The following is a 9,396-nucleotide window of genomic DNA, read 5'->3' on the forward strand; positions in this document are numbered from 1 at the left end:
GGTGGGGAGGGACAGCGCGTCCTCGGCCGGGTAGCAGCGTACGTCGGGGAGGTGGAACTCGACCTCCGCCCGCTCGGTCGGCTGGTCGTCGATGAAGGCGACGGCCGACAGCGCGAAGTTGAGCTCATCGGCGATGGCCCGGACGGAGACGGACTTCGCACCCCAGCCGATGCGCGGCAGGACGAAGTACTCGGCGAGCCCGAGCTTCTCCAGCCGCTCCCAGGCGTGGGTGTGGTCGTTGCGGCTGGCGACCGACTGGAGGATGCCGCGTGAGTCGAGTTCGACCACGACGTCCCTGACCGCGGGGGGGATCTCGACCTCGTCGCCCTCCAGCAGGGTGCCGCGCCACAGGGTGTTGTCCAGGTCCCAGATCAGGCACTTGACGGTGGGGTGCTGCTCGGTCACGTGGTCCATCCCTCCCGGTTCACACTTCCCACAGGGTTACGGTCCAGGCGGCGACCGGGCTGTTGCTGATCACCAGGACATGGTCGCCGTGATTCAGCTCTCCGGTGGCCAGCAGGCGGTCGAGGTTGAGGACGACATCCATCGGGCCGAGGTGGCCCAGCTCGGCCAGGTGCGCCGCGCAGACCGGGTGGACCGGAACGCCCAGCGTGGCGTGCCAGAAGTCGAACGCGCTGGCGGTGACGTTCTGCATCAGCATGGTGGCCACATCGCCCTTGCCGACACCCGCGTCGGCGAGGACCTGGTCGACCAGCGGGCCGAGGCGGGTACGGCTCTGCATGGCGAGCTCGAAGGAGTAGCGGTCGTTGTCGGCGCACTCCTCGCGCCACTGGGACCAGGGCTGGTCCTTGTACTCGACCTTGAACAGGTCGTGGAAGGAGCTGTCGGCCTCCATCCGGTGGGCCTTGAGCAGCGGGCGGCCGCCCCGGACCAGGGTCATGGCGAAGGCCCCGTCCCCGATCACCGTGACCGGGCGGCGGACCCGGGCGGCGGCGGTGGGCCGGCTGCCGTAGGTGATCAGCACGCTCTGCCGGGCGGGGGCGCCGAGGATCAGATCGCGGCCCAGCCCCCAGGCGGCCGAGGAGCCGGCGCAGCCCAGGCCGTCGATGGTGAACGGAAAGGTGCCGGTCACCCCGGCGAGGTGGGAGATCTTCCCGGCGTCCGAGCCGATCAGGACGTCCGGCGCCCGCGAGCCGATGTGCAGGACGAGGTCGGGGGTGGCCGGATGCGCGGCGATGAGCTCCCGACAGGCGCGGGCGGCGAGTTCGGTGGGTTCGGTGTCGGGGAACACCCCGACCGTCCGGATACCCGCCTGCTCGGCGAACTTCAGCTCCTCGTCGCTGAGCAGGTCCAGCTCCGGCAGGTCCTCGACGGCCACCCGCTCTTCCGGCAGCAGGCAGTACACCGCCCCCAGGCCGACGGTTCCCGCGGTTTCGGTTCCGATGGTCATGTCACCCTCTCCAGAGCGCGCTCCGCGAGGATGAGCTGACAGATCTCCTCGCTGCCCTCGATGATCTGCATCAGCTTGGCGTCCCGGTACGCCCGGGCCACCGTCCCGCCGTCCACCGACCCCGCCGAGGCCAGGATCTGCACCGCGGCGGAGGCGGTATGCGCCGCGTGGCCCGCGGCGGCGTGCTTGGCGAGCACCGATGCGCTGCTCAGCTCGGCGGAACGGCTGTCCCAGCAGCCGGAGGCGTGCTCGCACAGCCGGGTCGCGGTCTGCTCCGCCACGTACATCTCGGCCAGGTGGCGGGCGACGAGTTGGTGTTCGGCCAGGGGCTTGCCGAACTGCTCGCGATCGCGGGCGTGGCTGGCGGCGGCTCCCAGGCAGGCACGGATGATGCCGACGCAGCCCCAGGCCACCGACAGCCGGCCATAGGTGAGCGCGATGGTGGTGAGCAGGCCGAGCGCCACGCTCGCTCCCGAGAGCACCCGCGTCGCGGGCAGGCGCACATCTTCCAGGAGTACGTCGGCGTGGCCGGCCGCGCGACAGCCGAGCGGCTGCGGGATGGGCCGTACGGTGACTCCGGGCGCCCGGGTGGGCACCAGCACCGCCGCCGCGCCGTCCTGGTAGCGGCCGAACACCACCAGCACATCGGCGTAGGCGGACGCGGTCGACCACACCTTGTGTCCGTTGAGGACCACCGAGTCGCCGTCGTCCACGACCGTGGTGGCGATCGCCGAGAGGTCGCTGCCGGCCTGCGGTTCGCTGAACGCCACCGCGGCGAGGTCGCCCCGGGTGAGAGCGGCGAGCTCCTTCGAGCGCTGCTCCCGGGTGCCGAACCGCTGGATGGTCCAGGCCGCCATGCCCTGTGAGGTCATCACGGACCGCAGCGAGCTGCACAACGTCCCGGCATGGGCGGTGAGTTCGCCGTTGTCCAGGCCGGACAGACCCCGCCCGCCGAACTCGGCGGGGACCTCCGCGCACAGCACGCCCTCGCCGCCGAGCCGGCGGAGGGTCTCCAGCGGGATGGCACCCGCCAGATCCCAGTCGCCGGCCCGGTCCCCGACCTCCTCGCTCAGCAGCGTGGCCAGTTCCTCACGCAGCGTCATCTGTCTGGGCCAGACGCAGGACGAGGGCGGTCATGGCGTTCACCGTACGAAAGTTGTCGATCTTCAGATCCGGTCCGGCGATGGCGACACCGAAGGTCTGCTCGACGTGGACGACCAGTTCCATCGCGAACATGGACGAGATGGACCCGGAGGCGAACAGATCGGTGTCCGACTCCCAGTCGGTCTTGGTGCGCTCCCGCAGGAACTGCTTCAACTCGGCCGCGACTCCTTCCGCCGTGAGCTGACGGTCGGCGGTGGGGTTGCTCATCTCTGCTTCCTCTCAGGCTTCTTGTGGACGAGAGTGAGGCCGTCGGCGACGGGCAGCATGGAGATCTCCACGCGCTCGTCGTCGCGCAACCGGGTGTTGAGTTCGCGAACGGCCACGGTGTCCGGATCCTGTGCGTTCGGATCGACGACCCTGCCGAAGAACAGCGTGTTGTCCAGCACCAGCAGCCCGCCCGGGCGCACCAGCTCCAGGCACTGCTCGTAGTACCGGAGGTAGTTGGTCTTATCCGCGTCGACGAAGGCCAGGTCGAAACTGTCCGCGCCCGACTGGGACTTCAGCTGGTCGAGGGTGCCGGCCGCGTCCCCGAGCCGCTGGTCGATCCGGTCGGCGACGCCGGCCCGTTCCCAGTAGCGGGCCGCGATGGCGGTCCAGCGCTCGCTGATGTCGCAGGTGACCACGGTGCCGCCGGGGGGCAGGGCGCGTGCCATGCACAGACTGCTGTAGCCGGTGAAGGTGCCGACCTCCAGTACCCGGTACGCACCGGTCAGCCGCACCAGCAGAGCGAGCAGCTGCGCCTCCTCCGGCAGGACGAGCATCGCCTGGAGCATCGGCATTCCGGCCGTCTCCTCGCGCAGGTCGCGCAGGATGTCGTCGTCGCGCAGCGACATGCGCCGGACATAGTCCTGGAGTTCGTCGGTGAGGTCGAGCTGACCTGCCATCAGAGGCCGACCGCGTAGGTGTAGAAGCCGCGCCCGCTCTTGCGGCCCAGCTCGCCGTCGGCCACCTTCCGCCGCAGCAGCTCGCAGGGGCGGCAACCCGCGTCGCCGGTGCGCTCGTGCAGCACCTTCAGCGAGTCCACCAGGTTGTCGATGCCGATCAGGTCGGCGGTGCGCAGCGGCCCGGTGCGGTGTCCGAGGCAGTCCTGCATCAGCGTGTCGACGTCCTCGGCGGTGGCCCGTCCCTCCTGGACCACCCGCGCCGCGTCGTTGATCATGCGGTGCAGGACCCGGCTGGTGACGAATCCGGGGCCGTCGCCGACCCGGACGCCGCGCCGGTCGAGCGCGGCGAGCAGCCGCTCGACCGAGGCCAGGGCCCGCTCGCCGGTGCGGGAGCCGCGGATCACCTCGACCGTGCGGATCAGGTACGAGGGGTTCATGAAGTGCACCCCGAGCAGGTTCTCGGGGTGCGGCAGCGCTTCCGCGAGCTCGTCCACCGGGATGGACGAGGTGTTGGTGACCAGCGCGGTGTCCGCGCCGACCGCCGCGTCGACCTCGGTGAGCGCCTTGACCTTCAGGCCGGGCTCCTCGGTGATCGCCTCGATCACCACATCCGCGCCTCGGCAGTCGGCTGCCGAGGCGCGGATCAACAGCTCTCCCTGGGATATGTCGGGCCGGGCGCCGAGGAGCTGGGCCGTCCGCAGCTCGCGCTCGACCCTGGTACGGGCCCCCGCACGCTTCTCGGGGTCGGTCTCGACCAGGACGACGGGGACACCGTGGATCAGGGCCAGGGTCGTGATGCTGGTGCCCATGACACCGGCCCCCAGTACGGCCAGCCGGGGGGCCGGCTCTTCCTTGCTCACCACATACCTCCGCCAGTGCGGTTCAACAGTGGATCGAACGGACAGCAGACCGGGCGGGTCTCATCGGCGGCGCGGGATGGGCCGGAAAGTCGATTACCCAGCGGCAGACGGATCGTAAGTGCGCCATTTCAGAAATCGCCACCCTGGCCCCATGTGTGATGACTCACAAATGCGACGCCATTTTCTCATATCAGCCCGTTGGTGTCGGACCCTATCACGCGTGATCACGCGTGTTCCAGAGGGCACCAGACGCCATTTGGGTGGCCGTCCGGGGTTGGTTTCTGCGTTTCTGGCAGCTTGTTTCCACACTTCGCATTGAGGGCGAATCGGATATGGGTGGGGGTTAGTATCGGATGTGGATAGGGGCTGGCAGGAGGCGTCCCCGGCGCCGAGTATCCATCGGTGCAGGTGATCGAATAACTCTTGCCGCGTCTTCATGTCTGGTGTTACGTTGCGATGGCAGTCAGAGTTGACGGGGAGCGACTACTCAGGGTAGTTCGCAGGCAGTGACGCTAACGGGGGCTTAGCTGAAGTCTTCTCGCTTTTGCATTCCGTTCCTTTCCGGAGAATTACTCCTTGCGCTGTGCTGTCGTGCGCTGCGCCGCCGCGCGAAACAGCGCTTTGCATGTGCCGCAACAGACGTTCGAGCCATGAGTCACCTTGACCACGAGACAAAGGCCTATGGACGACAAGCGTGCTCTTCTTTTGAAACTGCTGGCATCCGTGCAGGAACATGCCACGCCCGGAACCGCGACAGCGCGAGAAGACATCGCGGTCATCGGCCTGGCGGGGCGGTTCCCTTCGGCGAGGACCCCGGACGAGCTGTGGAGCAACGTCGTCGAAGGCCGCAACTGCGTCCGTGAGGTGCCCGCCGACCGATGGCGGATCGACGAGCACTACCACCCCGACGGCCAGGGCGGGCGCAGCTACAGCAAGTGGGGCGGCTGGCTGGAGGACGTCGACAAGTTCGACCCGCTGCTCTTCCAGATCTCGCCGTCGGATGCCGAGGAGATGGACCCCCAGGAGCGGCTGTTCCTGGAGACGGTGTGGGCGACCATCGAGGACGCGGGATATCGGCCCCGCGGGCTCGGCGCGGGCAATCCGGTGGGCGTCTTCGCCGGCGTCATGAACAACGACTACGAATGGCTGGCCGGGGAGAGCAGCGCGTTAGGGGTGCACACCAACGCGCGCTCCGCGCACTGGTCGATCGCCAACCGGGTGTCGTATGTGCTCGATTTGCGCGGGCCGAGCCTCACGGTGGACAGCGCCTGTTCGGCCTCGCTCACCGCCGTGCATCTGGCGTGCGAAAGCCTGCGGCGCGGAGAGTGCCGGGTGGCGGTGGCCGGCGGGGTGAACCTGATCCTGCACCCGATGCATCTGCGGATGCTGGCCGACCGCCACATGATTTCGCACGGTGACCAATGCCGTAGCTTCGGCGCGGACGCCGACGGATTCGTGGACGGCGAGGGTGTGGGTGCCGTTCTGCTCAAGCCGCTGAGCGCGGCGGAGGCCGATGGTGACCGAATCTACGCGGTTTTGAAGGGCTCGGCGGTCAACGCCGGCGGTAGAACCAGCGGTTACACCGTGCCCAACCCGACGGCCCAGGCCGAGGTGATCCGCGCGGCGATGCGGCGGGGCCAGGTCGACCCCCGGACCGTCACCTATGTGGAGGCGCACGGTACGGGAACTCCGCTGGGCGATCCGATCGAGATCGCCGGGCTGCGCGAGGCATTCCGCGACGAAAGCGGTGCCTTATCCGGTGCGGGCGGTGGAGGCTGTGCCATTGGTTCGCTCAAGTCGAATATCGGCCATTTGGAATCGGCCGCGGGCATCGCCGCCCTGGCCAAGGTGCTGATGCAGCTGAAGCACGGCGTCCTTCCGCCCTCACTGCACTCGGCCGAGCTGAACCCGGACATCGACCTGTCAAAGACGCCGTTCCGGGTGCAACAGGAGGCCGAACCCTGGACCCGTCCCGTACTGCGCGACCGCGACGGCCGGGAGGTGGAGTTCCCGCGCCGCGCCGGAATCAGCTCCTTCGGCGGCGGCGGGGCGAACGCGCATCTCGTCGTGGAGGAGTACCGGGACAGCAGACCCCGCACCCGGGACGGCGGGGACGCCGAACTGATCGTGCTCTCCGCGCTCACGGAGGAGCGGCTGCGGGCGTACGCGGGCGAGCTGGCCGACTTCCTCGGCCGGCGGTCGACCACGGGCGTGTCCCTCACGGAGTGCGCCCGGACGGCCGCCGAGGTGCTTCGGGTGCGCCCGGAGGACCTGGACCCCGACCTGGACCTCGTGGACCACGGGTTCGGCGCGGCCGAACTGGTCGCGCTGAGCGAGCGACTGGGGCTCGACCACACCGTCTCCGGGGAGATGTCGCTGCGCGACCTGGCGGGCGAGGCGGGCGACGAACCGGCCCCGGCACTGGCCGACGTCGCCCACACGCTGCGGGTCGGCCGGGAAGAGCTGGACGTCCGGCTGGCGTTCCCCGCGACCGGTCTGGACCGGGTACGCGAACTGCTGCAGGCAGTCGCGGCGGGCGAGGCGGCCGACGTCGAGCTGAACGACGCGAGCCGCACCCGCCGATCGCGGGACGGGGACGCCGGGAACCGGCTGGCGCGCGCCCTGGCCGAGGGCGACCTGCGCACCGCGGCCCGGCTGTGGACCGAGGGCGCCCCCGCCGACTGGCCCGGCACCGGCGCCCGCCGGATCGGCCTGCCGACCTATCCCTTCGCCCGCAAGCGCTACTGGATCCCGCTCCCGGCCGGCCACGTCGGACCGGCCCCCGCACCCGCCCCGGTCCTGGCGCGCGCCACCAGCCGGACCACCACCGAAGCAGTACGCCACCCGGAGCCCGCGCCCACCGACCGGCCGCCCGTACCGCCGAACGGCCCCGAACTGGGCTACTACGAGCCGATCTGGTGCCCCGAGGACCAGACGGCCCCCGCACCCCCCGCCTCTGAGCCGCACCGGGTGGCGGTGCTGACCCCCGGCGAGCCCGACGCCCTGGCGCGGGCGCTGCTGCGCCACCACCCCGGGGCCCGGCTGTTCCGCCTGGACCGGGACGACCCCGCGGCCCTGCTCGCCGAGCCGGTCGGTCACCTCTACCACCTCGGCGGCACGCGACTCCCGGACACCTCCGACGGCGGGCTGCGGGACGGCGTGCTCGCGCTGTTCCGGATGCGCGTCACCCAGGGCCGGCTCACCGTCGTCACCGCGGGCGCGCACGAGGACAACCCGCACGCGGCCGGGATCCTGGGCTTCGCCCAGGTGATGGCCGCCGAGTGCCCCGGCCTCGACATCACCTGCGTGGACGTCTCGGACACCGACCCCGAGCAGGCGCTCGCCGCGGTGCTCGCCGAGCCCCCGCACCCGGCCGGCCGGGCCGTGCTGGTACGCGCCGGCCGCCGGCACGTACGGCGGCTGGTCGCGGCCCCGCTGCCCGCGCCCGAGCGCTCCCCCTACCGCACCGGCGGGACCTACCTGGTGGTCGGCGGGACCGGGGGCATCGGCCAGGCCCTGTCCGAGGACCTCGCGTCGCGGTACGGCGCCAACCTGGTGTGGCTCAGCCGCGGAGAGCTGGGCCCCGAACAGCAGGAGACCGCACGGCGGGTGCGGGAGGCCGGCGGCCGGCTGCTGCACCTGCGGGCGGACGTCGCGGACCCGGCCGCGCTGCGCGAGGCCGTGGCGCAGACCAAGCAGCGGTTCGGCGCGCTGCACGGCGTGTTCCACGCCGCGATGACGTTCAACACCAGCACCATCGCCGAACTCACCGAGCCTGAGCTGCGGGCCGCGATCGCCGCCAAGGTCGACGGCTCGCTCGCGCTGGCCGCCGCCGTGGCCGGGGAACCCCTGGACTTCCTGGCGTTCTTCAGCTCCGTGGGCTCATACGTCAGCGCTGCGGGCAACGCCGCCTACGTGGCCGCCAGCACCTTCCAGGACGCCTACGGGCGGCTGCTCGCCACCGAGCGCCCCCATCCCGTACGGGTGATCAACTGGGGCTACTGGGGCAGGACCGGATCCGGCGCCCAGCCCGGCCTGCAGCAGATCTTCCAGAAGAGCGGCGTCGCCGAGTTCTCCGTACGTGAAGGGCTCGACGCCCTGGAGCGGGTGCTGGCCGGCTCCCTCGTGCAGGTCATGCCCATCCGCGCGGACCGGCGGGCCCTGGAGGCGATGGGGCTGCGCAGGTCGGCGCTGGCCGAGCGGATCGGCCGGCCGGCCACGGCCGGCGCGGGCGCCGACGCGGTGGTGGCCGGCTACGAGCGGCTGACCGCGCTGTGCGAGTCCGTGCTGCTCGGCGTCTACCAGCGGATGGGCGCCCTGCTCCGGCCGGGCGAGCGGCACACGGTGTCCGGCCTCGCCGACCGGCTCGGCATCGTGCCCAAGTACCACCGGCTGCACTCGGCGCTGCTGAACATCCTCGCCGACGCCGGACACCTCACCGTCCGGGGCGACGAGGTCGAGGCGGTGTCCACCCCGGACGAGAGCGACCCGCACCGCCGGGACGGCGAGTTCGACCGGATCGCCGCCGACCACCCGGACATCGCGGCCACCGTGACGCTGACCCGGCTGTTCCTGCGCAGCTACCCGGAGGTGCTGCGCGGCGAGGTCGTCGCCACCGAGATCATGTTCCCAGGCGCCTCGATGGAGCTGGTCCAGGACTTCTACCGGGGCAATCCGCTCACCGACTCCTTCAACGAGCTGGTCGCCGGGGCGGTGGCCGAGCACGCGCGCGCGGCCCTGCCCGCGCTCGGCGCCGGGCAGCGGCTGCGCCTGGTCGAGTTCGGGGCCGGCACCGGGGCGACCACCGATCGGGTGCTGCCGGCGCTGTCCGCATACGCCGACCGGGTCGAGTACGTCTTCACCGACATCTCGCCGGAGTTCCTGGACAGCGCGGAGCGCCGGTTCGGCGCGCGCTATCCGTTCACCCGCTTCCGCACCCTGAACCTGGAACTGAGCCTGGCCGGGCAGGGGTTCGAACCGGGCAGCGTGGATGTCGTGGTGGCCACCAACGTGGTGCACGCCACCTCCGACCTCCGCGCGACCCTGCGCAAGGCGCGTGAGCTGCTGCGCCCGGGCG

Annotated in this window: 7 protein-coding genes; 1 reads left to right on the forward strand and 6 read right to left on the reverse strand. The window is 71.1% G+C overall.

The window, feature by feature from the left end:
* The 6 genes from CCN51_RS40120 to CCN51_RS40145 all read right to left on the reverse strand — a co-directional run.
* The coding region (locus CCN51_RS40120; RefSeq protein WP_143676032.1) for an HAD-IIIC family phosphatase at positions 1 to 414 on the reverse strand (414 nt) is incomplete at its 3' end.
* A 10-nt stretch (positions 415 to 424) separates the two neighbouring features.
* Complete coding sequence (locus CCN51_RS40125) at positions 425 to 1,411, reverse strand: 3-oxoacyl-[acyl-carrier-protein] synthase III C-terminal domain-containing protein (protein ID WP_014182222.1); 987 nt, start codon at positions 1,409 to 1,411, stop codon at positions 425 to 427.
* Positions 1,408 to 2,514 (reverse strand): acyl-CoA dehydrogenase family protein, encoded by a 1,107-nt coding sequence (locus CCN51_RS40130; protein ID WP_014182221.1) that lies wholly within the window; start codon positions 2,512 to 2,514, stop codon positions 1,408 to 1,410. The genes CCN51_RS40125 and CCN51_RS40130 overlap by 4 nt, the downstream gene beginning before the upstream one ends.
* The gene (locus CCN51_RS40135) at positions 2,501 to 2,782 is read right to left on the reverse strand and encodes an acyl carrier protein (RefSeq protein WP_014182220.1); all 282 of its coding nucleotides are present in this window, start codon (positions 2,780 to 2,782) and stop codon (positions 2,501 to 2,503) included. Before CCN51_RS40135 ends, CCN51_RS40130 begins: the two co-directional genes overlap by 14 nt.
* The gene (locus tag CCN51_RS40140; protein ID WP_014182219.1) at positions 2,779 to 3,459 is read right to left on the reverse strand and encodes an O-methyltransferase; all 681 of its coding nucleotides are present in this window, start codon (positions 3,457 to 3,459) and stop codon (positions 2,779 to 2,781) included. Before CCN51_RS40140 ends, CCN51_RS40135 begins: the two co-directional genes overlap by 4 nt.
* The gene (locus tag CCN51_RS40145; RefSeq protein WP_014182218.1) at positions 3,459 to 4,319 is read right to left on the reverse strand and encodes a 3-hydroxyacyl-CoA dehydrogenase family protein; all 861 of its coding nucleotides are present in this window, start codon (positions 4,317 to 4,319) and stop codon (positions 3,459 to 3,461) included. Before CCN51_RS40145 ends, CCN51_RS40140 begins: the two co-directional genes overlap by 1 nt.
* 681 nt (positions 4,320 to 5,000) lie before the next feature.
* Between CCN51_RS40145 and CCN51_RS40150 the strand changes: the two genes are divergently transcribed.
* On the forward strand, positions 5,001 to 9,396 hold a 4,396-nt coding region (locus CCN51_RS40150), incomplete at its 3' end, for an L-histidine N(alpha)-methyltransferase (RefSeq protein ID WP_143676033.1).

Origin of the sequence: Streptomyces milbemycinicus, assembly GCF_002154605.1 — a bacterium.
Taxonomy (GTDB): Bacteria; Actinomycetota; Actinomycetes; order Streptomycetales; family Streptomycetaceae; genus Streptomyces; species Streptomyces milbemycinicus.